Below are 24,723 nucleotides of genomic sequence, written 5' to 3'. Positions count from 1 at the left end.
GCGGCGCGGTGCGGTCAGAACGCGTAGGGCGACGTGGGGTCGGCGGGCGCGGCGGGGCGGCGGCTCCGCCGCCACCGGTTGAGCCCGAACGCGGCTGCCACGATCAGGAGCACCGCCGCTGCGAGCAGCCACGGGCTGCGCACCCACGCCTCCCACAGCCCGAGCAGGACGAGCGTGTACACGGTCGCCCACGCGAAGCACCCGGGGATCATGGCCAGCGTGTAGAGGTCCCAGCGCATGCGCGTGTAGCCGGCCGTCGCGTTGACCATGGTCTGGAACCCGACCGTGAGGAAGGACACGGGGATCGCGAGGAAGCCCCAGCGCTCGATGAACTCGCGCGCCCGCTCCATCCCGGGTCCCGAGAACCGGCGCGCGAGGCGCGCGCGGGGGCTGCTGTGCTCCTCCGCACGGTCCGCGACCGCGTCGGCCCCGGTGCGCGCCCAGCGGGCCACCCAGTACGTCGCCTGGGTGCGGAGGAAGACCACGCCGCAGAGGAACACGAACAGGCCCCACCAGGGGCCGTCGAGCACGAACGAGGGGACGCCGGCCATCAGCCCCGGCCCGCGGCGGCGCACTCCGGGCAGACGCCCGTCAGCTCGATCGTGTGCCGGATCTCCCCGTACCCGTGGTCGGCTCCGATCCGATGGGCGAACTCCTCGAACGCGGGCACGTCGATCTCGACGGCCTTGCCGCACACGCGGCAGCGGAGGTGATGGTGGTGCTCCTCGCCGGCCTCGCAGCGGCGGTACAGGATCTCGCCGGACTCGGACACGACGGAGTCGACGTCGCTCGTCTCGGCGAGCGCCTGCAGCGTCCGGTAGACCGTCGCGAGGCCCACGGTCGAGCCGTCGGCCCGCAGCCGCTCGTGCCACGCCTGGGCGGAGCGGAAGTCCCGCGTGTCGAGCGCGTCGAGGATCTCGAGGCGCTGGCGGGTCATGCGGGGCCGTGGGGCCGCGTCGCCGCTCATCGTCGGGACCCCTTCAGCAGCGAGGTGATCAGCGCGACCACCACGTAGACGACCACCCCGATGACGACGATCAGCGAGCCCGGCTGGATGTCCTGGAAGACGGTGATCCAGATCCCGGTGAGTGTCAGGGCCGCGCCGAGGCCCATGGCGACGTGCATGGTGCGCGCGAAGGATCGCGTCAGCAGCTGCGCGATCGCGACCGGCACGATCATGAGCGCGCTGACGAGCAGCACGCCGACCACGCGCATCGCCACCGTGATGGTGACGGCCGCGAGCACCGCGACCACCATGTTCAGCGCGTCGACCGGCAGCCCCGTCGAGCGCGCGAACTCCTGGTCATGGGTGACCGTGAACAGCGCCGCGCGCAGCCCGAGGCCCACGACCAGGATCAGCGCCGCGAGGCCGGCGCTCATCCACACGTCGCCCCAGGTCACGGTCGAGATCGACCCGAACAGGTAGCCGAGCAGGTTGGCGTTGGATCCGCCGGCGAGCCCGATCAGCAGCACACCGCTCGCGATGCCGCCGTAGAACAGGATCGCCATGACGATGTCCGCGGCCGTTCCTCGCGAGCGCATGCGCTCGATGACCACGGCTCCGATGATCGCGAACACGACGGCGCCGGGGATGGCCAGCGCGTCCTGCCGCGCGAGGTCGAAGGCGGCGCCGGCGAGCCATCCCGCCGCGACGCCCGCGAGCGCCACGTGGCCGATGCCGTCGCCGAGCAGCGCCATGCGGCGCTGCACCAGGTAGGTGCCCATGACGGGTGCCGCCATGCCGACGAGCAGGCCGACGATGAGCATGCGCTGGATCAGCGGCTCCGCGAGAAGGTTCACGGCCCCTCCAATCCGAGCGAGCCGCCCTCGCGGACGGGCGGGTCGGTGTGCGGGTGCTCATGGTCGTGGCCGGGGAGCGCGTGCACGCCCAGGTCCTTGGGCGGGACGCCGTCGTAGGTCACGCAGCCCTGCTCGAGCACCACGGCGCGGTCGATGTGCCGTGCGAGCGCGCCGAGCTCGTGGAGGACCACGAGGATCCCGACGCCGTCCTCCTTGAGGTGGCCCAGGGTGTGGGCGAAGGCGACCTGCGACTGCAGGTCGACGCCCGCCATCGGCTCGTCGAGGATCAGCAGGCGCGGCTCGCGCACCAGGGCTCGGGCGATCAGCACGCGCTGCTGCTGGCCGCCCGACAGGCGCGACACGTCGCGCTTCGCGAGGTCCTCGACGCCCATCGAGGCGAGGGCGGCGCGGGCGCGCGCTCGCGCGTCGTGAGGCGGCACCAGGCCACGGAGCCGCGACCCGGTGCGGCCGGCGGTCTCGCGCGCCCCGAGCAGGCCCGAGGTCACGACCTCGATCGCGGTGGCGGAGACACCGCCGGCGGCCGTGATGCGTTGCGGCACGTAGCCGAGCCGCGCGCGGGTCAGCGGGGCGGCGGGGCTGCCGAACAGATCGATCGCGCCCGACGCGATCGGCACGGCGCCGACGATGCCGCGCACGAACGTCGACTTCCCGGAGCCGTTGCCGCCCATGAGCGCGACGACCTCGCCCGCCGACGCGCGCAGCGAGACGCCATGGAGGATCTCCGTGCCCTGCAGGGAGACGCGCACGTCCCGCGCCTCGACCAGCGAGGGCGGGACGTCCGCGTGCAGGGAGGGATCACTCACAGCTCAGCGCGTCCTCCAGCGCCGCGAGGTTCCTGGTCATGACAGCAATGTAGTCGTCGCCGTCGGCCACCGTCTCCACGGGGCTGAGCACGGTGGTCTCGACGCCGACGTCCGAGGCGAGGGCCTCCGCGACGGAGGCGCTGACAGCGTCCTCGGTGAAGATGGTGGTCGCGCCCGTCTCGACGATGATGTCCTTCAGCTCGAGGATGCGGGCGGGCGAGGGCTCGTTCTCCGGGTCGAGCCCGGCGATGCCCTCCTGGTGGAGCCCGTACGCCTCGGCCAGGTACCCGAACGCCTCGTGGCTCGTGACGATCGTGTCGCGCTCGCACTGGGCGAGGCCGCTCGAGAACTGGCCGTCGAGCTCGTCGAGGGCGGCGTGCAACGCGGCGGCGTTCGCCGTGTAGGTCTCGGCGTTGTCGGGATCGGCGGCTGCGAAGGCCTCGCCCACCGAGTCGCCGTAGGCCGCGAGAAGCGTCGGGTCGAGCCAGAAGTGCGGGTCCTCGGAGCCGTGGTCGTGCTCATCCTCGCCCTCCTCCTCGTGGTCGTGCTCCTCGGCCTCGTGCAGCTCGACCACGGCGGCCGCATCGAGCGCCTCGACGCCGGTGGTCGAGATCGCGTCGTCGACGGCGGGTTGGAACTCGGACAGGTACAGCGCGAGGTCCGCGGTGCCCAGCTGGCGGACGGTCGCGGGGGACAGCTCCACGTCGTGAGGCTCCACGCCCGCGGGCGTCATGGACACGAGCGACACCAGGTCGCCGCCCACCTGCTCGGCCACGAACTCCAGCGGGTAGAACGCGGTCGCGACCGTGAGCGACGCCGACGAGGCGTCGGACGATGCGGAGGTGCCCGAGGTGCCCGAGGAGCAGGCGGTCAGGGCGAGGGAGGAGGCTGCGGCGGCGGCGATCAGCGCGGACGTCTTGTTCATGAGCATCACTGTAGTGCAATTGATAATCGTTCGCAATAAGGACGATCGTCCCGACCGCCTGGCGGCGCCCGCACGCGGGCGCCGGGCCCGCATCGTCCCTCCTCGCGCACCGATAGACTGTCCCGAGCTATCCCGACCCCTCCACAAGGAGCATTCACGTGGCCGCACCCAGCCGTCTCGACAACGTCATCTCGCTCGCGAAGCGCCGCGGCTTCGTGTTCCCGTGCGGCGAGATCTACGGAGGGACGCGCTCCGCGTGGGACTACGGGCCGCTGGGCGTCGAGCTCAAGGAGAACATCAAGCGCCAGTGGTGGCGCGCGATGGTCACCTCGCGCGACGACATCGTCGGCCTCGACTCCTCCGTGATCCTCCCGCCGCAGGTCTGGGAGGCCTCCGGCCACATCGCCGCGTTCGTCGACCCGCTGGTGGAGTGCCTGTCCTGCCACAAGCGCTACCGCGAGGACCACCTCCTCGAGGAGTTCGAGGAGAAGAAGGGCCGCGCCCCCGAGGGCGGCCTCGCCGAGATCGCCTGCGCCGCCTGCGGCACGCGCGGCCAGTGGACCGAGCCCAAGATGTTCAACGGCCTGCTCCGCACCTACCTGGGCGCCGCGTCCGACGACTCGGGGCTGCACTACCTGCGTCCCGAGACCGCGCAGGGCATCTTCGTGAACTTCGAGAACGTCATGCGCACCTCGCGCCAGAAGCCTCCGTTCGGCATCGCGCAGGTGGGCAAGTCCTTCCGCAACGAGATCACGCCGGGCAACTTCATCTTCCGCACCCGCGAGTTCGAGCAGATGGAGATGGAGTTCTTCGTGGTGCCCGGCACCGACGAGGAGTGGCACCAGCACTGGATCGAGACGCGCAAGAACTGGTACACCGACCTCGGCATCGCCGAGGACAACCTGCGCCTGTACGAGCACCCGCTCGAGAAGCTCTCGCACTACTCGAAGGGCACCACGGACATCGAGTACCGCTTCGGCTTCCAGGGCTCCGAGTGGGGCGAGCTCGAGGGCATCGCGAACCGCACCGACTTCGACCTGAGCACCCACGCGAAGCACTCCGGCAAGGACCTCAGCTACCTGGACCCGGCCACGAACGAGCGCTACGTGCCGTACGTGATCGAGCCCGCGGCGGGCCTGTCGCGCTCGCTGATGGCCTTCCTGGTCGAGGCGTACACGGAGGAGGAGGTCCCGACAGCGAAGGGCGGCACCGAGACCCGCACCGTGCTGCGCCTGGACCCGCGCCTCGCGCCGGTCAAGGCCGCGGTCCTGCCGCTGTCGAAGTCCGCGGATCTGGTGCCGACGGCCGAGGCGCTCGCGAAGGAGCTGCGCGGGGCGTGGAACATCGACGTGGACGTGACCCAGTCCATCGGCAAGCGCTATCGCCGTCAGGACGAGGTCGGCACTCCCTTCTGCGTCACCATCGACTTCGACACGCTCGACGACCAGGCGGTGACCATCCGCGATCGCGACACCATGCAGCAGGAGCGCGTCGCGCTCTCGCAGGTGAGCGGCTACCTCGCCCAGCGCCTGATCGGCGCGTGACGGCCGCGGGCTCATGGGTGCCGGGCACTCGCATCTGACGGAGCGTCGGCCCGCGGCCACGCCCGGCACCACGCGCCTGCTGTGGGCGCTGGTCGGCGCGGTCCTCGCCGCCGTGGTGGTCGGCGCGGCGGTGACGTGGCCGTCCACGTTCGCGATGCTCGGCTCCCAGCCGATGCTCTACGAGGGCGCCTCGCGCGTCGACGCGACGGTGCTCGCGGTCGACGATGCGACGGGCGACATCACCGTCGAGGTCACCACCGAGGGGCATGAGCAGCAGACGGTGATGTCTCCCACCGGGATCCCGTCGCTCACCTTCGAGGAGGGCGACCGGATCCGTGCGATCGAGCTCGACGACGGCGCGGTGGTCTTCTCCGACTTCGAGCGCGGCGGGCCGCTGCTCGCCCTGCTGATCCTCTACGTGGTGCTGGTGCTCGCGGTGGCCTGGTGGCGCGGGCTCGGCGCCCTGCTCGGCCTGGTGGCCGCCTTCGGCATCGTCGGCTTCTACACGATCCCGGCCCTGCTCGACGGCGGATCGCCCGCGATCATCGGGCTCGTGACCAGCGCGGGCGCGCTGTTCGTGCTGCTGTACGTCGCCCACGGGCCCAACGCGCGCACCACCACGGCCTACCTGGGCACCATCGCGGGACTGCTCGTCACGGCCGTGCTCGGGACCTGGGCGGTGGACGCCGCGCGCATCCCCGGCGTGCCCGACGACGCGCAGATCAACATCGCGTTCGTCGAGGGCCGGCTGTCGCTGTCCGGCCTCGCCCTGTGCGGGCTGATGATCGCGGGGCTGGGCGTGCTGAACGACGTCACGATCACCCAGGCCTCGGCGGTCTGGGAGCTCGGCGCTGCCCGGCCGGACCTGGGCCCGTGGCAGCTGTTCGTGCGTGGCATGCGGATCGGTCGCGACCACATCGCGTCGACCGTCTACACCATCGCCTTCGCCTACGTGGGGGCTTCCCTTCCGCTGATCATGCTGATCGCGGTCTACGACAACCCCCTCAGCACCGCGGTGACGTCCTCGGAGCTCGCGGGCGAGGTGGTGCGGACCCTCGTCGGCTCGATCGGGCTGGTGCTCGCCGTGCCGCTCACCACGGGCATCGGTGCGCTGATCGTCGGGCTCGGCGGCGAGGCGCTCGCGGAACCGGCGGACGACGAGGAGCGCCCGCAGTCCGCGGCGCAGGATTCCCTCGAATAGCACCGCTTTTCAATGAAATGTCCGTTTTGCCCTTGACGGGCGCCTCACCAGGGACCACGCTGAGGTCAGGCGGGAAAACAGGAACGTCGGGGGGCGCTCCTGCTGAGGAGGGGAGTGTCCCGCCTTCACCAGAATCGTTGCGGCTGCGCGCTTGATCGCTGCGCCGCGGCGCCTCGCGCCCGGGCTTTCCCTCAGCGGCCCGGGCGCGAGTGTGTCCGGGGACGGGCGTCGGCGCGGTGGCGCTTTGAGAGAATGGACGCCATGACCTCGACCACCCGCCTGCTCCCGCCCCTGCGCATCGGCCCCCTCGAGGTCGACACCCCGGTGGTGCTCGCGCCGATGGCGGGGATCACGAACGCTGCGTTCCGCCGCCTGTGCCGCGAGCACGGCGGCGGCCTGTACGTCGCCGAGATGGTGACGTCCCGCGCGCTGGTCGAGCGCACGCCCGAGTCGCTGCGCATCATCGCGCACGACCCGGACGAGACTCCGCGCTCGGTCCAGGTCTACGGCGTGGACCCGGCGACGATCGGAGCGGCGGTGCGGATGATCTGCGAGGAGGACCGCGCCGACCACATCGACATGAACTTCGGCTGCCCCGTGCCCAAGGTGACCCGGAAGGGCGGGGGAGCGGTGCTGCCGTGGAAGCGCGACCTGTTCCGCGACATCGTCCGCGCCGCCGTTCGCGAGGCCTCGCGGTTCGACATCCCCGTGACGGTCAAGATGCGCAAGGGCGTCGACGACGACCACCTCACGTACCTCGATGCGGCGCGCACCGCCGAGCGCGAGGGGGTCTCGGCCGTCGGTCTGCACGCGCGCACCGCCGCCGAGTACTACTCGGGCGAGGCGGACTGGTCCTCGATCGCCCGGCTCAAGGACGCGATCCGCACCATCCCCGTGCTGGGCAACGGCGACATCTGGCAGGCCGAGGACGCGATCCGCATGGTCGAGGAGACCGGCTGCGACGGCGTGGTGGTCGGCCGCGGCTGCATGGGCCGGCCGTGGCTGTTCGCGGATCTCCAGGCGGCGTTCGAGGGACGGCCCGAGCGGGTCCGGCCCGGCCTGCGGACCGTCGCGGACACCATCTACCGCCACGGCGAGCTCATGGTCGCCCACTTCGGCGACGACGAGGACAAGGCGATGCGGGAGATCCGCAAGCACATGTCCTGGTATCTCAAGGGCTACCCGGTCGGCGGCGAGGTGCGCCGGTCGCTCGGGCTCGTGTCGACCCTGGCCGAGCTGCGGTCGATCCTCGACACGCTCGATCTCGACTCGCCGTACCCGGGGGCCGAGGCCGAGGGCCCCCGCGGCCGGCAGGGCTCGCCCCGCGTCCCCTCGTGCCCGGACGGCTGGCTCGACACCCAGGACATCACTCCGGACCTGGAGCTGCGGCTGCGCGAGGCCGAGCTCAGCGTCTCCGGCGGCTGACACGCCCTCCCGCCCCTCCCGCCCTCCCAACCCTCCCGCCCTCTCTCTCCCTCACCCCCTCCCGCGGGGACACTGAGTTCTGCTCCGCGGCTCCACGCGCGCCGTGCGGGACGCTCAGTCCTGCTCGGCACCGCCGCAGCGCGCCGGGATACGGTGATGCCGTGGGTCGGGTCCGCGCGTACCTTGCGATGTCGCTCGACGGCTTCGTGGCCGGCGAGCGCGACGACCTGTCCTGGCTCGACCCGCGCGCCGCGGGCGCCGCCCCGGTCGCCGTCGGGCCGTGGTCGGAGGGGCCGGACGGCGATCCCCTGGGCTTCGACGACTTCCTCGCGGGGGTCGGGTGCATCCTCATGGGCCGGCGGACCTTCGACATCGTCACGTCCTTCGCCGACTGGCCGTACGGGGACACCCCGATGCTGGTCGCGACCCACCGCCCCCTGACGGGATCCCGCGCGGGCGTGAGCGCCGCGGCGGGCGGCATCGAGGCGCTGGTGGCGTCCGCCCAGGCGACGGCGGGGGACGCCGACGTCTACGTCGACGGCGCCGCGACCGTCCGCAGCGCGCTCGCCGCCGGGGTGCTTGATCACCTGGTCGCGACGATGGTGCCGACGGTGCTCGGCAGAGGAACGTCCCTGCTCGCGGGCCTGTCGGAGCGCCGCGAGCTCACGGTGGAGAAGGTCGCGAGGTTCGGGGAGGGGTTCATCCAGGTGCATCTGGCCGCCCGCTAGAGTCGGAGCGTGAGCGCGCTTCCGGACGGTTATGCCCAGGCTGATGCGCTGCGCTACGTCCAGGAGCCTCCGAAGCAGAAGAACCGCACGCCCTTCGAGCGGGACCGCGCCCGGATCGTCCACTCCTCGGCCCTGCGGCGCCTCGGGGCGAAGACCCAGGTGCTCGGCGCCGGCACGGGCGACTTCGTGCGCACGCGCCTCACTCACACGCTCGAGGTCGCGCAGGTGGGCCGCGGGCTCGCCAAGGTGCTGGGGTGCGACCCGGACGTGGTCGACGCGGCCTGCCTCGCGCACGACCTGGGACATCCGCCGTTCGGGCACAACGGCGAGCGCGCGCTCGACGCCGTCGCGAAGGACATCGGCGGCTTCGAGGGCAACGCGCAGACGCTGCGCATCCTGGCCCGGCTCGAGCCCAAGTCCTTCGACCCGGTGACGGGGGAGAGCGTCGGGCTCAACCTCACGCGCGCCACGCTGGACGCGAGCGTGAAGTACCCGTGGCGCGAGGACGCGACCCCCACCCGGCCCGACGGCCGGCCCACCCGCAAGTTCGGCGTCTACGACGACGACCTTCCGGTGTTCCGCTGGCTGCGTGAGGACGCCCCGGACCGCGGCCAGAGCTTCGAGGCCCAGGTGATGGACCTCGCCGACGACGTCGCCTACTCGGTGCACGACGTCGAGGACTCGGTGGTGCACCACACGGTGTCGCTCGGGGTGCTGCGGGATCCCGGGCGCGCGCGCGAGATCGTCGCCCACGCCCGTGAGTGGTATGGGCGAGGAGACCCGGACGCGCTGCTCGCCGCGCTCGCGAGGCTCCAGGCGGAGCCGTGGTGGATGGACGAGTACGACGGTTCGTTCCGTGCGCTCGCCACCCTCAAGGACATGACGAGCCAGCTGATCGGCCGCACCGTCGAGACCGTGGCCACGGCCACGCGCCAGCGCTACGGCGACGGTGCCCTCACGCGGCACCACGCCCAGCTGGTGATCCCGCAGGAGACGGCCGACGAGATCCTCATGCTCAAGGGCATCGCCGTGCACTTCCTCATGGCGCCGCGCGAGCGCAAGCCGGCGTACACGCAGCAGCGGCAGCGTCTCGCCGACCTGGTCGGCGCCCTCGTGGAGCTGGGGGAGGAGGCGCTCGAGCCGCACTTCGCCGTCATGCATCGCGAGGCGGCGGACGATGCAGCGCGGCTGAGGGTGGCGATCGACCAGGTGGCGTCGCTCACCGACAAGTCCGCCTACGACTGGCACCACCGCTACGTGGTGCGCCGCCGGACCGCGATCTCCTAGGCGGCGTCCTGCTCGCGAGCCTCGCGGCGTGCGAGGAGCCGATGCTCGGCGATCAGCACGATCACGACGATCGCGAAGCCGCCCAGCGCCGCGAGCAGCGGGCCCGCGACGCTCCCGGTCGGCGCGAGGTAGCCGCGCGCGTCGTCCTGCCACGGCCACAGCGCCACGAGCGACCCGGCCATCACGCCGGTCAGGATCACCAGCGTGAGCCGCCGGTGGTGCTCGAGCAGCCACTGCAGCAGCTTGACGATCGACACGAGGCCGATCACGGCGCCCACCGCGAACTGCGCGAGGTAGCCCAGGTCGCGGTCGTTGAGCGCCTCGAGCGTCGGCTCGTACAGTCCCATGGTCAGCAGCAGGAACGAACCCGACAGGCCCGGGAGCACCAGGGCGGAGACCGCGATCGCGCCCGCGGGCACGAGCACGTAGGGCGCGGGCTCGAGCTGGGCGACCGGCAGCGAGAGGATCACCGCGACGACCACCGCGGCGGCCGCCGCGATCGCCCACTCGCGCGCGCCCAGCCGCCCCGGCCCCCGGCGCGGGGCGGACGATGCGGTGGCGTGCCGGTAGGGCACGGCGAGGGAGGCGAGCACCAGGCCGAGGAAGAACCCGCGCATCGTCTCCGGATGCTCGGTGACCAGCGTCTCCATGACGTGGGCCATCGACACCAGCGCGATGCCCATGCCGATCAGCACGGGCAGGAGCACCGCCCAGCGGACGTTCGCGAACTGGGCTCGTGCCCGCGCGAGACCGCGTCCGCGGACCAGGTCGACGGCTCCCTCACGGATGCCGGCGATCGCGTGGCCGGCGGAGGTCAGCAGCGTCTCGTAGACGCCCGTCATGAGCGCCACCGTGCCGCCGCTGACGCCGGGCACGGTCTCGGCGGTGCCGATCAGCGCGCCACGGACCACGTCCAGCGCCGCCTGGGCGGGGGTGCGGCGGCCATGCTCGAGGTGCGTGTCAACCATCGGTCACCACCGCATCGTCCGCCGTCGCCCGGGCCCGACGGCCGCGCAGCAGGAGCGTCAGCGCCACGATCGGGAGCGCGAGCGGCACCCAGCCGTAGGCGGAGCCGTAGCCGGTCCACACCGTCTCGTCGGGCCACCACGAGGACTCGACGTACCCGAGCGTGCCGACGATCAGCACGCCGGCGAGCTCGATCACGGTGCCCGCGACCGCGAGGCTCCTCCACCGCTTCCACAGCGCCACCGCGATCATCACGTACAGCACGGCGGAGACCGCCGAGACGGAGTACGCGAGCGGGGCCTCGGAGAACTTGGTGGTGATCTGGACCACCGAGCGGCCGGTCGCCGCGAGCCCGAGGACGGCGTAGGCGACGATCAGCGCGATGCGCGCCACGGGGTTCATGCGGCGGTCTCCAGGATGATGAGCACGCGCCATGCGAGCACGGCGAGCGCGATCGCGACGATCGCGGCGGACGCGGCGTCGACGCGCGCGATCTGGGCGGGCGACAGGACGGGGCGCTCGGGGTCGGGATCGGCGGCCGCCGCCTCCGGCGTGCCCAGCCGTCCGATCCCCAGCAGGGGCAGCAGCGCCACCGAGGCGAGCAGGTAGCCGAGGGTGAGCACCAGCCCCGCGGAGCTTCCCGACAGCAGCAGGAGCACCACGGCGACCAGGTGCACGCCGACCGCTCCCCAGGTCGCCGAGACCGCCCACTGGAGCACGCGGTGCGCCGGCGGGTACAGCAGGGTCACGATGCCGGTCACCGCCAGCACGGCGGCGACGATCAGCACCAGGGGGTAGATCACCCCGGTGTAGATCTCCACGCGTCAGGCCTGCTGAGCCGCCTGCTGGACGCGCATCGGCAGGCGCGTCATCTCCTCGCCGTCGATCGAGATCACCCAGGAGAACAGCCGCGCCTTGTCGAAGCGGAGGCCGTCGATGGTGAAGGCGAAGCTCGCGACCTGCTCGTCGCCGTCCACCAGGTGCGGGGGACGGCCGACGGTGAACTCGCCGCCCATCGCGCGCACGGGGGCGGGCTTGCCGTCCGCGTCCGGGCGCACGCCGATCGGGTACTCGACGCCGTCCTCGGTGAGCAGCTTGAGCTCGAAGTTGTGGGTGCGGTTGGTCTCCGTGAACGGGACGTGCACCACGGCGCCGACCGAGAGGCGGCGGTGGACCGCGGGGAAGCCGCGGACGAAGATGATGTTCCATCCCGCGCCCAGCGCGTAGATCTTGTTCTGCACGACCTCGGCCGAGTCGGCGAGGAATGCGTCCACTCTCACAGCTGATGTCCTTCCATCGGGATGCTCGTACCAGGGTAGCGGCCTGCGGTGCCATGCTCCTCCCGAGCGTTGCGGTGAGGAGCGCTGCGGCCCGCTCCCGCGCCGGTACCCTTGGCCCGTGGCGGGCACGATCAACAGGGACGACATCGCGGCGGTCCGCGAGCGCGCACCCATCGAGGACATCGTGGGCCAGCACGTGTCCCTGAAGCCCGCGGGGGTCGGCTCGCTCAAGGGCCTGTGCCCGTTCCACGACGAGCGCTCCCCGTCCTTCCACGTGCGCCCCGCCGTCGGGCGCTGGCACTGCTTCGGGTGCGGCGAGGGCGGCGACGTGATCGAGTTCGTCATGCGGATGGACGGCCTGCCGTTCGCCGAGGCGGTGGAGTACCTCGCGGATCGCGCGGGTGTCACGCTCCGCTACGAGTCCGGGGGGCGCCGGGGCTCCGAGTCGGGCGCGGGCATGCGCCGCCGCCTGCTCGAGGCGCACCGCGTCGCGGCCGAGTACTTCGCCGAGCAGCTGGCCAGCCCCGAGGCCCGCATCGCCCGGGACTTCCTGAGGGAGCGGGGCTTCGACGGGGAGGCGGCGCGGACGTTCGGCTGCGGCTACGCCCCTCAGGGGTGGTCGCACCTCACCGATCACCTGCGCGGCAAGGGCTTCACGGAGGCCGAGCTGAAGGCCTCGGGGCTCGTCTCCGAGGGTCAGCGCGGCGTCTACGACCGCTTCCGCGGCCGGCTCGTGTGGCCCATCCGCGAGGTCACGGGTGACGTCATCGGGTTCGGGGCCCGGCGCCTCCACGAGGACGACCAGGGACCCAAGTACCTCAACACCCCTGAGACGCAGATCTACAAGAAGAGCCACGTCCTCTACGGGATCGACCTCGCCAAGGGCGCCATCCGGTCGGAGCGGACCACCGTGGTGGTCGAGGGCTACACGGACGTGATGGCGTGCCACCTCGCGGGTGTGACGAACGCGGTCGCGACCTGCGGCACCGCGTTCGGGGAGGACCACGTCAAGGTGGTGCGCCGGCTCATGGGCGACACCGGCCAGGCGCAGCTCAAGGTCGGCTCCACCGGGGCGAAGGTGATCTTCACGTTCGACGGGGACGAGGCCGGGCAGAACGCCGCGCTCAAGTCCTTCGCGCTCGACCAGCAGTTCCTCGCGCAGACCTTCGTCGCCGTCGACCCCGAGGGCAAGGACCCGTGCGACCTGCGTCAGCTCTACGGCGACACGGCGGTCGCGCAGCTCATGGACCGGCGGGTGCCGCTGTTCGAGTTCGTCATCAAGGCCTCCCTCGCGGCGCACGACCTCGAGACCCCCGAGGGGCGTGTGGCCGCGCTGCGGACGGCCGCGCCGATCGTCGCCCGGATCCGCGACACCGCGCTGCGGCCCGAGTACGCGCGCCGTCTCGCCGGATGGCTCGGGATGGAGCCCGCCGACGTGCTGCGGGCAGTCTCGCGATCCTCCGGGAGGGACGATGCGCGGGGCGGGACCGGTGCGCGGCCTCCCGGAGCGGGGACGGCCCCCGCGGGCCGGGGCGCCGCATCGTCCCCCGCCGGAGCGGGGGAGGCACCGCGGCCGTACGACGACGGCCCGCCGCCGATGGACCCGGAGACCGGCCAGATCGCGACGGTGGGCGCGGCTCGGCCGAACCCGCGGGATCCCGTGGTGCGCGCCGAGGCGCTGTCGCTGGGCGTCCTGCTGCAGGCCGATCGTCAGATCGCCGAGGACCCGGCGTGCGTGCAGATCTACCTCGAGCTGTCGCGCGACGCCTTCACCGTGCCGCAGTACGGCCTGATCTACGACGCGATCGAGGCGGCCGGCGGACCCGGCGGCGTCGACGGGGACTGGGTCGGCGCGGTGCTCGAGCAGGCCGGGCCGGACGTGGCCGCGACCGTGTCGCAGCTCGCGGTCACCCCGCTGCCGCACGACAAGCCGTCGGAGCTCGGCGCGTACGCGCGCTCGGTGCTGGCGCGGCTGCTGGACCACAGCCTCACCCGTCAGATCGCGGATCTGCGCGGCCGGATGCAGCGGGCCGGGGCGGGAAGCGAGGGCGCCCAGGAGGCCTTCGCCGAGATGATCCGTCTCGAGCAGCGTCGGCGGGAGCTCCGCGACGCAGGGTGACTCGCCAATTGTCTCGAAATGGCAAAGTGCCGATGAACGGCATGTAACCATGCGAAGAACTCTTGACGACATAGCGGCACTCGGCGCCTCAACCCGATTAGCCTGCCAGGAGGCCGTCCGTCCCCGGGCGGCCTCGCCGCCGGCAGGGCGGCTCAGGATTGACCTGGAGGGTTGAAGCTGTGAAGAACCGGATTTTCGCCTCGGCCGCCGTCGCGGCGGGCCTCGCGATCGCCGTCGCGGGTTGCTCGAGCTCGGGCGACACCACCGACGAGGCCACCGCGAGCGCGGACGCGACCATGGACGCGGGCTCGGGCCTGCCCGAGTCGCTCACCCTGGCGCTGGTGCCGTCGGACGACGTCGAGCAGATCACGACCGACGGCGAGGCGCTCGCGGGCGTGCTGTCGGACGAGCTCGGCATCCCCGTCGAGGTGTTCGTCCCCGACAGCTACAACGCGGTGGTCGTCGCGCTGCAGACGGGCCAGGCCGACATCGGCTTCCTCGGCCCGATCGCCATGTGGCAGGCGCACGAGGAGGCCGGCGCGGAGATCGTCCTCCAGGCGCTGCGCTACGGCTCGTCGGAGTACGTGGGCCAGTGGTTCACCAACGACCCCGGCACCTACTGCCTCGACGACGTCACCACCGAGGCCGACGACGAGGGCATCAACTACTCGTACTGCAACGGCGCCACCGGCTACTCCGGCCCGCAGGGTGAGGACGCGCTCGCGCTCGTCCCGGCCGACGCGAGCATCGCGTGGACCGACGCCACCTCGGCCTCCGGCTACTACTTCCCGGCGACCCAGCTCGCGACCATCCTCGGCGTGGACCCGATCAACGACCTCACCGGCGGCTTCTTCGCCGGCGGCCACTCGCAGACCGTCCAGGCGGTCTACGACGGCGAGGCGGCGATCGGCCTCTCCTACAACGACGCCCGCTCCAACCTCGCGGAGGAGTTCTCGGACGTCGGCGAGAAGGTCGTGGTGTTCGCCTACACCGACAACATCCCGAACGACGGCGTGGTCCTCTCCGGCGACCTCGACGCCTCGGTCCAGGAGACCCTGACCCAGGCGCTGCTCGACGTCGCCGCGACCGAGGACGGCCTCGCCGCCCTCGCCGCCGTGTACGACATCGAGGGCCTCGAGGCTGCGAACCAGGACGCGTTCGAGAACTTCGTCGCTCCGACGTACGAGAACTTCGGCTCCGAGTAAGCAGAAGCGTTCGTCCGTCCAACGCGCCGGCGGTCGGCCCTGTGGCTGGCCGCCGGCGCCCCTTTCTTGATAGGCAAGTCACATGATCGAGCTCTCAGGCGTCACCGTCCGCTACCCCAACGGGGTGGTCGGCCTGGACGACGTGTCCCTCACCATCCCCGACGGCCAGTTCGTGGTCGTCGTCGGCCTGTCGGGTGCCGGCAAGTCGACGCTGATCCGCACCATCAACGGGCTGGTGCCCGTCACCGAGGGCAGCCTCAAGGTCGACGGGGTCGAGGTCGCCGGCGCCTCGCAGCGCAAGCTCCGCGACGTCCGCTCCGGGATCGGGATGATCTTCCAGTCGTTCAACCTGGTGAAGCGCACCTCCGTCATGAACAACGTCATGATGGGCCAGATGCACGGGATCCCCGCGTACCGCTCGCTGCTCGGCGCGTGGACCGCCGACGAGAAGGAGCGCGCCTACCAGTCGCTCGAGCGCGTCGGGATCGTCGAGAAGGCCTGGACGCGGGCCTCGCAGCTGTCCGGCGGTCAGCAGCAGCGCGTGGCGATCGCCCGGGCCCTCGCGCAGGACCCGCGCGTGATGCTCGCGGACGAGCCGGTCGCGTCGCTGGACCCGCCCACCGCGCAGATGGTCATGAAGGACCTGCAGCGCATCAACCGCGAGCTGGGCATCACCACGCTCGTGAACCTGCACTTCCTTGACCTGGCCCGCCAGTTCGGCGACCGGGTGATCGGGATGCGCGCCGGGAAGATGGTGTTCGACGGCACGGGCGCCGAGGCGGACGATGCGGTGTTCGAGGACATCTACGGCCGCTCGCTGACCGCCGACGACGTCCTGCCCGGGCACGCATGACGGCCACGTCCGCGGGCGCCCCGGCGCCGTCGCGTCCCCGCAAGCCCCCGGTGAGCCGGCCGCTGGTCGTGGGCCTGCTCATCACGGCGGCCATCACGGTGTGGGCGGCGTGGGAGATCGACTTCACGCTCCGCCCGCTGTTCACCGACTTCGCCAACGGCTGGGTGGTGGTCGAGCAGTTCCTGCGCCCCAACTGGGCGTACCTCGGCAGGTCGTGGAACGCGTGGGTGGAGACCATCTCGATCGCGCTCGTCGCGAGCTTCTTCGGGATCATCGTGGGCCTGGTGCTCGCGTACATGGCGTCGAAGGTGACCAACCGGTCGAACGCCCTCTACCGGGCGACCAAGTGGTTCCTCGCGGTGCTGCGGTCCCTGCCCGACGTGGCGTACGTGCTGATCTTCGTCGCGCTGGTCGGCGTCGGCTCGCTCGCCGGCATCCTCGCGCTGTTCATCTTCAACATCGGCATCGCGGCCAAGCTCACGGCGGAGACCATCGACGCCGTCGAGCCCGGGCCGCTCGAGGCCGCGGACGCCTCCGGCGCGGGCACGTTCTCGCGCGCCCGCTGGGCGGTGCAGCCGCAGATCCTGCCGAACTTCCTGTCCTACGCGCTCTACATCTTCGAGCTCAACATCCGCTCGTCTGTGGTCATCGGCTACGCGGGCGGTGGCGGCATCGGCCAGCTGATCCAGGTGCAGTTCGCGCGCTTCAACTACGAGAACGTCTCGGCGATCGTCATCAGCATGTTCGTGGTGGTGCTGATCATCGACCAGGTCTCCCAGTACCTGCGAAGGAGGCTCGTGTGAGCGCCGAGACCGCGTCGCCGACGCGTACCGTCCGCCCCGAGGAGCCCGGCAAGGCCCGCGCCACCATCGGCGCGATCGTGCTCGTCCTGCTCGTCGTCGGCGGGGGCTGGCTGTCCAACGCCGACTGGGGCAAGCTGCCGGACATCTTCACCGAGGGCTGGCGGTACTTCTACCTGATGCTCAAGGGGCTCGTGCAGAACCCGTTCTCCGAGCCGTACAGCGAGTACTGGTCCGCCGCGCTGGGCGGCATGCTCGAGTCGATCTCGATGGCGTGGATCGGCACCATGATCGGGGCGGCGCTGTCGATCCCGATGGGCTTCCTCGCCGCGCGGAACGTCTCGCATCCCGTCGTGGTGCAGGTCACGCGCGTGATCCTCAACGCGATCCGCACGCTGCCCGAGCTGGTGTTCGCGATCATCCTGCTGCTCCCGATCTTCGGCTTCGGCGCCAATGCGGGCGCGCTGGCGCTCGGCATCGGAGCGGTCGGGACGCTCGGGAAGCTCACGGCGGAGGCGCTGGAGGGCATCGACCCCGGCCCCGTGGAGGCGGCCCGCGCATCGGGCGCGCCCGGCAGCGCCATCCTGCGCTGGACGTACTGGACGCAGGTGCTGCCCGAGGTGCTCGCGTTCTGGCTCTACCGCTTCGAGATCAACATCCGCGCCTCGGCGATCCTGGGCATCATCGGCGCGGGAGGCATCGGCTCGGTGCTGTCGCAGGCCTTCCGGTACCGCGAATGGGACTTCATCGGGATCCTGCTGTTCGTGATCATCGTGGTGACCGTGCTGGTCGACACGGTGTCCGGTGCCGTCCGTCACCGGATCATCTCCGGCACCGGGACCTCGGACGCGAAGGTCGAGCAGGACGCCGCCACGCTGTAGGTCGCGCGCGTAGGGTGGGAGCAGCCTCGAGAGGAGCCCGCATGCCTGCCCCGCGCGTGTCCTTCATCACCCTGGGGGTCGCCGACCTCGCCCGCTCCCGTGCCTTCTACGAGGCCTGGGGCTGGAGGCCCGCGCAGGCGCAGGAGGGCATCGTCTTCTTCCAGGCGAACGGCGTGGTGATCGGGCTGTTCGGGCGCGAGGATCTCGCCGCGGACCAGGGGAGGCCCGGCGCCGCTCTCGGGACGGGCGCCATGACGCTCGCTCAGAACTACCCGACGGAGGCCGAGGTGGACGCGGTGGTCGACCAGGCGCTGGCCGCCGGCGCGACCCTGCTGAAGCGACCGGAGAAGGTGTTCTGGGGCGGCTACAGCGGGTACGTCGCCGACCCCGACGGCCACGTGTGGGAGGTCGCGATGAACCCCTTCTCGCCCGTGGGCCTGGACGGCACGGTGGCGTTCGGGGGATAGCGCCGGTGCTCCACTTGCGTTCGGGGGCGCCGCTGGTAACGTCCCGAATATGGACGCCGTGCGCACGGTCCGCACGCGGGCGCGCCACGACGTGGCCGCGCTCGACGAGTCGCTCGTGCCCTCGACCCGGGCCCTGCGCGACGTGCGCGTCGCGGCGTTGACCCGGCACGCGCCGGGGGTGGTGCGCCGCGCGATGCGGGACGAGGGTTCCCTGCGCCCGTGGTGGGACCGCTCGCCGCTGCTGATCCTTGCGGCGCCCCTGGTGCTCGCATACGCGATCGTGTTCGGCGACCCCGGCGTGGGGCTGGTCGGTGCCGCGCTGCTGGGGTGGGGCGTGCTCGCGGAGCCGCGGCTGAACCGCCGCGAGCGGGTCGAGCGGCAGCAGCTCCTCACCGTCTACCGCAACACGGTGGCCGATGCGCTGGTCGAGCGGGCGCATCGCCTGGCGCGGTGAAAGGCCTGGAAACAGAAGGAGCCGGCCCTCGATGAGGACCGGCTCCGGTGGCTCCCCCGACTGGACTCGAACCAGTAACCTGCCGATTAACAGTCGGCTGCTCTGCCAATTGAGCTACGGAGGATCGCGCTCGAATACTGTACCGGATCTTCGGGCGTGGTGATGACACCGCAGGGGCGCCCGCGGCCCCGGCTAGACTGTCCGGCGGCCTCCTCGGGGGCCGCGGGCCAGTAGCTCAGCCGGTTAGAGCAGTGGACTCATAATCCATCGGTCGCGGGTTCAAGTCCCGCCTGGCCCACGATTTACCTGCAATCTTTCTCGAAATATCCCAAATGTCGGAGTCGACTGTAGCCAAAGCTGTAGCCAAGCCGCCCCGGCGGTCTTGCGAGGCTTGGTGAACCAGCGTCGCCACAGGCCGCAGCGCGTCGCGGCGCGCAGGCGGGAGTCGAGGCCGAGAGAGGGCGATCATGATGTCCAATGCAGCCCCCGCGTACGACGCCCTGTTAGAACGACTTGTGAACGAGTCGGATGCCGTCGCACTGCTGAGGTACATGGCTATGCACGACACCGTGCAGAAAGCCCTCGAGGTCGCCGTTGCCGAGCGCGCGGACATCGCTCGCACCATCGCCGACCGCGTCATCTACATGGGGGCGTCGCTCTCGGTGGAGGCTGACGTCAAGGCGATCGAACGCGCGGCGAAGGACGCTGACGCGGTTCGCGAGCTCGTCGCGAGCTACAGGGGCGACGACTCCGAATAGCACTCCGCGTTCCGGCGTGCCGCGGCCAATAGCGGGCCGGCGCGGAGTCGGACGCGTGCGCTTGCGAGATCGGCGGCACCTGAGTCGGCGGGACGGTTCTGGCGACTACGCCAACCCGGTGTGCAGTGGCGGATGGAGCTGAAGCGCTGAGAACTGCTTTGGGAGAGCGTTATTCCTTGTATTTGGCTAACGTTGGCCCACTTTGGTCACTTGTGGTCGTCCACGGTCGTTCGACTCCGCCGTGCTCAGTCCTCCATGGTTGGCCGGTGTTGTCACCGGTCGTTCGCGACCTCGTGTGGATGGAGGTGTGGATGACGGGCCTCAGACTCCCACGCACGCCAGTCACGCGCACGGAGGCTCTCCGACGGACCGCACGGAGGCGGCGGAGCCCGCGAAGGCGTCCTGCCGACCCAAGGGCCACGCCACGATGGAACGCGCCAGATTCAGACTGGCCACGCCGCGCACGCATACCGCCCCTGGCCCGCAGTCGAGCCAGCCGGCGACCCCTGCCGCACCAGCCCGTGCGCCTGCCGCCCTGTCACGACGCGGCACACACCTCACGCGCGCGAGGGCCAGGAAGGACGGTGCGGAATCAGGCTAGCCAGAACGACGACCATCGGTTACGGTTATTTCAGTTACACATTGACGCTTCAGTTGGAGGCAGTTGTGTCAGACGAACTTGCGAGGAGTGCCGACTCCCTGCGCGCCGCGCTCGACGCATCGAGCGGGAGCGTCGAGGCCTCACTCCAACTGCCTCGCGAGACCGCAGAGAAGGTGCTCACACTGCTAACCATCGAGCAGTCCGTGGGAGCCGTAGTAGTGCCCCTCAAGGAACTATTCACGACGACCGAGGCCGCTAACTTGCTTGGCGTGTCACGCCCAACCCTCATGAAGCTCATCGACATGGGCGACATCGAGCACGTGATGGTCGGAACGCATCACCGGATACCGGCATCGGCGATACGCGAGTACCAACTGATGCGCCACGAGAGCCGAAGCAGCGCGGCCGAGTCGCTCAACGCGTTCGCCTCAGACGCCACCGCAGCATTCCGAAGCAACGTCAGATTCGGCAGCCGTAGCGAAGCGGCAAACCCACCAGAGGAAGGGAAGTAGTCCTGTGACCGAGGGGGGATCACTCGAGGTGCTTGACCCGACTACGTTCGTAGCGCCAGGCGCAAGGCTGTTCATCGATACCAACGTCTTCATGGACCCAGACCCTAAGAACGAAGGCAGTCTTTACGGACTCTTCCAGCGCATCAAGGGTCCGATCCTCGAGCATGGCAATCGCCTGGTAGTCGCGAGGAAGGTCATCGACGAACTGACCTATAACAGCCGGCGCGATGTCAATGCCCTGACGGACGCACGCGCCGTCCTTCAGATTGAGCGCGCACGCAAGGTCCTCGCACTCCTCGATGACCCTCAGCAGCAGCGCCTGGTGCGCACCGATCTCGGCGACGACGGCATGCGCGAGGCTGACGACTCCTTCGATCTGGTTCTCGACGCGTTCGGCGACAAGTACGACATGTGCGTCCTCACGCTCGACATCACCGTGCAGCTCAGCGTCCGCATCATCAATGCTCGTCACGCTCGACTGCTCGTCGCGGGCGGGCTCACACGCGAAGGCCTCGTCGCGATCACTGGCGACCAGGAGCTCTACCGGAAGGCGCGCCGAAAGCTCAACCACCTCAAGCAGCGGGAGACGCGCTCGCGCAAGGATGCCCACGAGATCGCAAAGCTTGAGAGCTTGCTGCCGGAGTTCCTGCGACTCGCCGGGCCGTTCCCCTCGCACAACCCGACCACTAAGCCGACGCGGCCCCGCAACACCGCGCGCAAGCCCCGCGACGTCAATTCGGGATTCCGGCCGTTCAGCAAGAAGCCTTCGTTCAAGGGCCCTGACAATGTGGTTGAGATCGACGAACTTCCCGGAACGGGCGACGTCGTGCGCTACCAGTCTCCGTCGGCGAGCGGCGAGGTCACCCTGCTAGGCATAGTCGGCAAGGGCGGCGAAGGTCGCGTCTACGATGTCGGCGACGGACAGGTGGTGAAGGTCTTCGATGAGCACCACTTGACTGAGCACCGCAAGGCCAAGGTCAAGTTGCTCGTCCAGAGAGAATATTCCTCGCCCGGCATCTGCTTCCCAAGCGCAATCGTGACCAACAGCGACGGCGACTTCGTGGGCTACATGATGCCAAGGGCCCAAGGCAAGGAGCTCCACCGGACCATCTTCCGGCCGCGGATTCTGCGCGAGGCCTCACCTGCGTGGACCAAGGCGGATCTCGTCGACGTATGCATCTCGTTCCTCGAGAAGGTCGCGTATCTGCATTCACTCAACATCGTCGTAGGCGATATCAACCCCAAGAACCTGCTCGTCGACGATCAGAAGCAGGTCACGATCATCGATTGCGACTCGTGGCAGCTCGAAGGCTACCCCTGCCCGGTCGGCTGGCCAGACTTCACCGCGCCCGAGATCATCGACAAGCGCTACCCGGAGTTCCTTCGGAGCCTAGATCACGAGAGGTTCGCGATCGCGACCATGCTCTTCGAGATTCTCGTGACGGGTACATTCCCTTACTCGCGGGTCGGAGGCCCCGGCGAGCGCACGCAACTGATCAAGGAGGGCTACTTCGCCTTCCAGTTTGATGGCCGATCCAAGCAGGACCAGCCCCTGGGTGCCTGGAAGTACATGTGGAGCCACATCCCGTTCAAGGTGAAGGAACTGTTCTGGAACACCTTCCACCGAGACGGCACGCGCTACAACAACCGTCCGACGATCGCGGAGTGGCTGGAGGCCTTCCACCGCTATAAGAACCTGCTGGCCGACGGCTCGCTCTACGACCCGATGTCGAACGATGTGTTTCCGACCAGGAACAAGGCCAAGGACGGCGCTCCCCTATACAGGTGCGCGAAGTGCAAGACCTCGATGTGCGGAACATGGTCCGAGACGAAGCAGGACTTCATCAAGCATAAGATCTGCATCGACTGCATGCAGGATCTTCCGACCTGCGCCAACTGCCACCGGCCGAAGCAATCCAGTGAGCTCACTAACGGGCTTTGCGGGAGGTGCCGGCAGGAGAAGCGCCGAAGTGTGGATGAGAGCCGCGTTTGCGATCGCTGCGGCAAACCTTTCCTGACCTACGGACAGGTTGAGTTCTACGAGAACAAGGGCCTGCACGTCCAGAAACGACACAAGGAGGACGACCCGGCTTGCATCCCTCTGGGCGTGCATGCCGGAGGCGCAACCAATCGTGCTGCAGGTGGAGCGCGACCTGCGCCTCGTGCGACAGCAAGCGGAGCGAGCAAGACTCCGCGTCGCCCGCAGCCCGCCGCGAATGCCCGACCTCAAACTGCGCGGCAGACGCACTCGCAACAGAGCGGCCTCTTGGCGCGCCTGAAGAAGTGGTTTTCCTAGCAGCACTTCAGCCCCAACCAGCGAAAGGCACGAAAAATGGCGCTTGACATCGGAATGCAGGACCTTATCGAAAACAACACGCTCCGCGTGCCAGTTGCCCTGTGCATTGACACCAGCACGTCGATGGCAGGCGACAAGATCAACGAACTAGCCGCGGGAATCGAACTCTTCGTGAACGCGGTAGACGAAGACGAGGAGGCGCACGACGCCGTCGAGTTGTGCATCGTCGAGTTCAACGACGGAGCCGGGATGATCGCAGAGTTCGCAGGCATCGACCGTTTGCAGGAGCGCCCGATTCGCCAACTCGAAGCTGGGGGGATGACCTACATGGGCGAAGGCGTGAACATGGCCCTCGACGCCCTCGACCGCCGGAAGGCTATGTACCGGGACACCGGCGTCCAGTACAACCAACCTTGGCTCGTGCTCATGACCGATGGCAAACCGAACGGCAGCCCCCAGGAGCTCACGCGGGCGGTCCAACGCGTGAACGAACTCGTAGCCGGGCGGAAGCTCTCGGTGTTCGCAATTGCGATCGGCGCAGACGCAAGCATGGACGCCCTCGCAATGTTCAGCCCGAGGAGAGACCCCATGAGGCTTCAGGGAATCAAGTTCCGCGAGTTCTTCGAGTGGCTGTCCAAGTCCGTCTCGCAGGCCTCTGGCGACGCGCCTGGAGACGATGTCACCCCCGATCCCGATGTCTCCGGCTGGAAACTCTAACTTGCGTTTCCGGGAGTTCCACTATCAGGTTCGGGGCCGCTCGCACGCCGCTGACGGCACGCCCTGCCAAGACCGCACCTCGTACATGTCTCGTCAGGGTGTCCAGGTGCTTTGCCTCTCCGATGGGGCCGGTTCCGCGGGGTACGCGGCCGTAGGCGCTCAGCTAGCGGTGTCGGCCGGCTCCGCCTACCTAGCAGACCACTTCAAGCGATTCGTGGAGTGCGACGACGGGGCGACGGTAGCCGCTGAGCTCGTCGGTTACCTCCGCGAACGAGCAGCGCACGCCGCTGATCGGCACCGCATCGACGCCAGAGATATGGCGGCAACCTTCCTGGCCGTCGCGACGCACGATAATCGCTACTTTCTCGCGCATCTCGGCGATGGAGTCATCGGCATCCAGAGAAACGGCCGCATCGAAGTGGCATCGGCCCCCGACAACGCAGAGTTCGCGAATCAGACGACCTTCATCACGTCGTCAGATGCAGCGTCTCGGATACGGCTCGCACGTGGCTCACTCGACGGAGTCACAGGCTTCGTGCTGATGAGCGATGGCACAGGTTCTAGCCTCTATAGCTGGGGATCAAGGACATTCGCACCCGCCTGCGACAAACTGCTCGAGCACGTCGCTAGTGCGCCGAAGTTCCAGGTCAGGAACCCCACTTGGGAGAAGCAACTTCGAAAGTTCATCGGAACGCGCATCCGAAACGCTACGCGAGACGACTGCAGCATCGGCATCCTGGCGCGGAAGAACGCGTGAGGTTCGCGTGATACGGAAGTGCCGGCGGGCGGAGCGGAGCCATCATGTCTCCGCTTCGCCCGCCAAGACCGAGCTGGCACCTCTGGCGCGCAGCGGATGCTAGCCCAGCCAAGTTGCTTTCAGTCGCCCAGGCGGCAGTTGGGTCTGCCCCAGGATCGGTTGACCGGTCAACCGATCCTGGGGCAGACCCTGTCGTCGGGCGGTGCGGCTCCCTCTGCGCTTGAGCAGCGCTTCGCGGGGAAAGCCGCAAATCGCAAAGGTGCAATCGGGTCCGCGCCGTTCCCGCGAGTCGGTACCTGGGCTGTCGATCCTCGTCGCTAGTG

At 69.7% G+C, this 24,723-nt stretch carries 26 protein-coding genes and 2 tRNA genes; 18 read left to right on the top strand and 10 right to left on the bottom strand.

The annotated features are described in order from the left end of the window. Positions 1-14 precede the first annotated feature (14 nt). Genes QQX13_RS02645 through QQX13_RS02625 form a run of 5 tightly spaced genes read right to left on the bottom strand, consistent with a single transcriptional unit; the run spans position 15 to position 3,549 of the window. Positions 15-551, bottom strand: a complete 537-nt coding sequence (locus tag QQX13_RS02645) for a DedA family protein (RefSeq protein ID WP_301152429.1) — start codon at positions 549-551, stop codon at positions 15-17. Then, positions 551-967 carry a Fur family transcriptional regulator gene (locus QQX13_RS02640; RefSeq protein WP_301152428.1) on the bottom strand — a complete coding sequence of 139 codons (417 nt, stop codon included), beginning with the start codon at positions 965-967 and terminating at the stop codon, positions 551-553. The genes QQX13_RS02645 and QQX13_RS02640 overlap by 1 nt, the downstream gene beginning before the upstream one ends. Further along, on the bottom strand, positions 964-1,800 hold the full coding sequence (locus QQX13_RS02635) for a metal ABC transporter permease (protein WP_301120353.1): 837 nt from the start codon (positions 1,798-1,800) through the stop codon (positions 964-966). Before QQX13_RS02635 ends, QQX13_RS02640 begins: the two co-directional genes overlap by 4 nt. Next, entirely contained in the window at positions 1,797-2,624 is an 828-nt protein-coding gene (locus QQX13_RS02630; RefSeq protein ID WP_301120355.1) for a metal ABC transporter ATP-binding protein, read from the bottom strand. Before QQX13_RS02630 ends, QQX13_RS02635 begins: the two co-directional genes overlap by 4 nt. Further along, positions 2,617-3,549: a metal ABC transporter substrate-binding protein gene (locus QQX13_RS02625; RefSeq protein ID WP_301152427.1), complete on the bottom strand. Its 933-nt coding sequence runs from the start codon at positions 3,547-3,549 to the stop codon at positions 2,617-2,619. Before QQX13_RS02625 ends, QQX13_RS02630 begins: the two co-directional genes overlap by 8 nt. Before the next feature lie 158 nt (positions 3,550-3,707). Here QQX13_RS02625 and QQX13_RS02620 point away from each other — a divergent pair, with 158 nt between their 5' ends. The 5 genes from QQX13_RS02620 to QQX13_RS02600 all read left to right on the top strand — a co-directional run bounded on the left by QQX13_RS02620 (position 3,708) and on the right by QQX13_RS02600 (position 9,734). Further along, complete coding sequence (locus tag QQX13_RS02620; protein ID WP_301120359.1) at positions 3,708-5,093, top strand: glycine--tRNA ligase; 1,386 nt, start codon at positions 3,708-3,710, stop codon at positions 5,091-5,093. 13 nt (positions 5,094-5,106) lie between these two features. Continuing rightward, the gene (locus QQX13_RS02615; RefSeq protein WP_301120365.1) at positions 5,107-6,294 is read left to right on the top strand and encodes a YibE/F family protein; all 1,188 of its coding nucleotides are present in this window, start codon (positions 5,107-5,109) and stop codon (positions 6,292-6,294) included. A 261-nt stretch (positions 6,295-6,555) separates the two neighbouring features. Further along, positions 6,556-7,719 (top strand): tRNA dihydrouridine synthase DusB, encoded by a 1,164-nt coding sequence (gene dusB, locus QQX13_RS02610; protein WP_436968546.1) that lies wholly within the window; start codon positions 6,556-6,558, stop codon positions 7,717-7,719. 161 nt (positions 7,720-7,880) lie between these two features. Then, a complete protein-coding gene (locus QQX13_RS02605) occupies positions 7,881-8,447 on the top strand; it encodes a dihydrofolate reductase family protein (protein ID WP_301152423.1) in 567 nt (188 codons plus the stop codon). A 9-nt stretch (positions 8,448-8,456) separates the two neighbouring features. Next, entirely contained in the window at positions 8,457-9,734 is a 1,278-nt protein-coding gene (locus QQX13_RS02600; RefSeq protein ID WP_301152421.1) for a deoxyguanosinetriphosphate triphosphohydrolase, read from the top strand. Here the strand turns inward: QQX13_RS02600 and QQX13_RS02595 are convergent. The 4 genes from QQX13_RS02595 to QQX13_RS02580 are packed head-to-tail and all read right to left on the bottom strand — an operon-like array spanning position 9,731 to position 11,980. Then, on the bottom strand, positions 9,731-10,702 hold the full coding sequence (locus QQX13_RS02595; protein ID WP_301152420.1) for a DUF368 domain-containing protein: 972 nt from the start codon (positions 10,700-10,702) through the stop codon (positions 9,731-9,733). The two genes, QQX13_RS02600 and QQX13_RS02595, sit on opposite strands and share 4 nt — an antisense overlap. After that, a complete protein-coding gene (locus QQX13_RS02590; RefSeq protein WP_301152418.1) occupies positions 10,695-11,102 on the bottom strand; it encodes a hypothetical protein in 408 nt (135 codons plus the stop codon). Before QQX13_RS02590 ends, QQX13_RS02595 begins: the two co-directional genes overlap by 8 nt. Further along, positions 11,099-11,521 carry a hypothetical protein gene (locus QQX13_RS02585; protein WP_301152416.1) on the bottom strand — a complete coding sequence of 141 codons (423 nt, stop codon included), beginning with the start codon at positions 11,519-11,521 and terminating at the stop codon, positions 11,099-11,101. The genes QQX13_RS02590 and QQX13_RS02585 overlap by 4 nt, the downstream gene beginning before the upstream one ends. 3 nt (positions 11,522-11,524) lie before the next feature. Then, positions 11,525-11,980 carry a DUF6941 family protein gene (locus QQX13_RS02580; protein WP_301120379.1) on the bottom strand — a complete coding sequence of 152 codons (456 nt, stop codon included), beginning with the start codon at positions 11,978-11,980 and terminating at the stop codon, positions 11,525-11,527. Positions 11,981-12,098: 118 nt separating this feature from the next. Between QQX13_RS02580 and dnaG the strand changes: the two genes are divergently transcribed. The 7 genes from dnaG (at position 12,099) to QQX13_RS02545 (ending at position 18,759) form a co-directional block, all read left to right on the top strand. Further along, positions 12,099-14,099, top strand: coding sequence for a DNA primase (dnaG, locus tag QQX13_RS02575; protein WP_301152415.1), 2,001 nt, complete (start codon positions 12,099-12,101; stop codon positions 14,097-14,099). A gap of 179 nt (positions 14,100-14,278) precedes the next feature. Beyond that, positions 14,279-15,304 carry a phosphate/phosphite/phosphonate ABC transporter substrate-binding protein gene (gene phnD / locus QQX13_RS02570; protein WP_301120383.1) on the top strand — a complete coding sequence of 342 codons (1,026 nt, stop codon included), beginning with the start codon at positions 14,279-14,281 and terminating at the stop codon, positions 15,302-15,304. An 82-nt stretch (positions 15,305-15,386) separates the two neighbouring features. Next, a complete protein-coding gene (gene phnC, locus QQX13_RS02565; protein ID WP_301152414.1) occupies positions 15,387-16,157 on the top strand; it encodes a phosphonate ABC transporter ATP-binding protein in 771 nt (256 codons plus the stop codon). After that, positions 16,154-16,960 carry a phosphonate ABC transporter, permease protein PhnE gene (phnE, locus tag QQX13_RS02560; RefSeq protein ID WP_301152413.1) on the top strand — a complete coding sequence of 269 codons (807 nt, stop codon included), beginning with the start codon at positions 16,154-16,156 and terminating at the stop codon, positions 16,958-16,960. The genes phnC and phnE (QQX13_RS02560) overlap by 4 nt, the downstream gene beginning before the upstream one ends. Beyond that, positions 16,957-17,838: a phosphonate ABC transporter, permease protein PhnE gene (gene phnE / locus QQX13_RS02555; RefSeq protein ID WP_301120389.1), complete on the top strand. Its 882-nt coding sequence runs from the start codon at positions 16,957-16,959 to the stop codon at positions 17,836-17,838. The genes phnE (QQX13_RS02560) and phnE (QQX13_RS02555) overlap by 4 nt, the downstream gene beginning before the upstream one ends. Before the next feature lie 41 nt (positions 17,839-17,879). Further along, on the top strand, positions 17,880-18,305 hold the full coding sequence (locus QQX13_RS02550; protein WP_301152411.1) for a VOC family protein: 426 nt from the start codon (positions 17,880-17,882) through the stop codon (positions 18,303-18,305). A 49-nt stretch (positions 18,306-18,354) separates the two neighbouring features. Beyond that, positions 18,355-18,759: a hypothetical protein gene (locus QQX13_RS02545; protein ID WP_301152409.1), complete on the top strand. Its 405-nt coding sequence runs from the start codon at positions 18,355-18,357 to the stop codon at positions 18,757-18,759. 48 nt (positions 18,760-18,807) lie between these two features. On the opposite strand, the gene QQX13_RS02540 is transcribed toward QQX13_RS02545, so the two are convergent. Next, positions 18,808-18,883: transfer RNA gene (locus QQX13_RS02540), tRNA-Asn, on the bottom strand. A gap of 100 nt (positions 18,884-18,983) precedes the next feature. On the opposite strand from QQX13_RS02540, the gene QQX13_RS02535 reads away from it, so the two are divergent. The 6 genes from QQX13_RS02535 to QQX13_RS02510 all read left to right on the top strand — a co-directional run bounded on the left by QQX13_RS02535 (position 18,984) and on the right by QQX13_RS02510 (position 24,400). After that, positions 18,984-19,057: transfer RNA gene (locus QQX13_RS02535), tRNA-Ile, on the top strand. Between the two features lie 259 nt (positions 19,058-19,316). Further along, complete coding sequence (locus QQX13_RS02530) at positions 19,317-19,517, top strand: hypothetical protein (protein WP_301152407.1); 201 nt, start codon at positions 19,317-19,319, stop codon at positions 19,515-19,517. 666 nt (positions 19,518-20,183) lie between these two features. Next, positions 20,184-20,630, top strand: coding sequence for a helix-turn-helix domain-containing protein (locus QQX13_RS02525; protein WP_301152405.1), 447 nt, complete (start codon positions 20,184-20,186; stop codon positions 20,628-20,630). A gap of 91 nt (positions 20,631-20,721) precedes the next feature. Next, a complete protein-coding gene (locus QQX13_RS02520) occupies positions 20,722-22,926 on the top strand; it encodes a protein kinase domain-containing protein (RefSeq protein WP_301152403.1) in 2,205 nt (734 codons plus the stop codon). Between the two features lie 36 nt (positions 22,927-22,962). Next, positions 22,963-23,643, top strand: a complete 681-nt coding sequence (locus QQX13_RS02515) for a vWA domain-containing protein (protein WP_301152402.1) — start codon at positions 22,963-22,965, stop codon at positions 23,641-23,643. Continuing rightward, positions 23,603-24,400: a PP2C family serine/threonine-protein phosphatase gene (locus QQX13_RS02510; protein WP_367305451.1), complete on the top strand. Its 798-nt coding sequence runs from the start codon at positions 23,603-23,605 to the stop codon at positions 24,398-24,400. The genes QQX13_RS02515 and QQX13_RS02510 overlap by 41 nt, the downstream gene beginning before the upstream one ends. The last annotated feature ends 323 nt before the right edge of the window (positions 24,401-24,723 follow it).

Origin of the sequence: Demequina lignilytica, assembly GCF_030418375.1 — a bacterium.
GTDB classification, from domain to species: domain Bacteria; phylum Actinomycetota; class Actinomycetes; order Actinomycetales; family Demequinaceae; genus Demequina; species Demequina lignilytica.
This window is presented reverse-complemented; position numbering and strand designations above follow the sequence as displayed.